Raw genomic sequence first — 1,033 nt, forward strand, 5'->3', positions numbered from 1 at the left:
CTGGACACCCGGAGCGATCTGGTGGAGGCCAGGGCGCTGTACGCGCGCCTCGGGTACCGGGAGACGCCGCCGCACAACGACGGCGTGTACGCCGAGCACTGGTTCGCCAAGGACCTGTGAGGCCGCCGGCCGGAGCAGGGGCTCCCGTGGGCACCGGTCGCTTCGCCGATGCGGGGGCCGGACGGGCGGCGGGACCCTGACGGCGTCCGCCCCCCGCCTCACCTCCGGAGGAACACATGCGTCGCCCCCTGCGCCGTCTTCTCGGCGTCCTCGCCGCCTGCGCCATCGCCCTCACCGTCTCCGGTCCCGCCACCGCGGCGACCCCGGCGAGCACGGCGGGCGCGGTGGCGACGGCCGCCGAGGCCGCGCCGATGAGCACCAGCACCCCGGTGGTCTTCGTGCACGGCTACACCGGCAGCGCGTCCAACTGGACCACCGCCATGTCGGTCTTCCGCGCCCAGGGCTGGTCCGCCGACCGGCTGTTCGCCTACGAGTACAACTCGTACGGGAACAACGTCCAGAACGCCCAGGGCCTCGCGTCGTTCGTCCAGAACGTCAAGTCGCGGACCGGCGCGAGCAAGGTCGCCATCGTCAACCACTCGATGGGGGGCCTGGTCAGCCAGTACTACCTGAAGGTGCTCGGCGGCCACAGCCACGTCAGCCACCTCGCGTCGATCGCCGGCGCCAACCACGGCACCACCTACGCCGGGGCCTGTCTGATCTACGTGACCTGCCAGCAGATGTACCCCGGCTCCTCGTTCATCTCCCAGATCACCTCGGGCGACGAGACGCCGGGCACCACCGAGTACGCCACCTGGTACTCGGCCTGCGACGGGATCATCCTCCCCTACACCAGCACCCGGCTGGACGGCGCCGACAACAACGCGGTGCTGTGCACCACGCACATCGGGTTCCTCGCCGACACGGGCGTGCTCGGCGACATCGCGGACTTCGTCGCCTGACGTGCGGCGGCACGCGAAGGGCCCGGCTCCCCGGTCGAGGGGGCCGGGCCCTGCCGGTGCGCGGGGGTGCG

The 1,033-nt window shown here is 72.2% G+C and carries 1 protein-coding gene and 1 pseudogene; both read left to right on the forward strand.

Features of this window, described 5'->3' with window-relative positions:
* Positions 1-120: pseudogene (locus HW445_RS34015) on the forward strand (GNAT family N-acetyltransferase); the annotation flags it as partial.
* Positions 121-236: 116 nt separating this feature from the next.
* Positions 237-962, forward strand: coding sequence for a triacylglycerol lipase (locus HW445_RS32465; RefSeq protein ID WP_180224323.1), 726 nt, complete (start codon positions 237-239; stop codon positions 960-962).
* Positions 963-1,033 lie beyond the last annotated feature (71 nt).

It is taken from the genome of Streptomyces sp. UH6 (assembly GCF_013421635.1).
Taxonomy (GTDB): domain Bacteria; phylum Actinomycetota; class Actinomycetes; order Streptomycetales; family Streptomycetaceae; genus Streptomyces; species Streptomyces abyssomicinicus.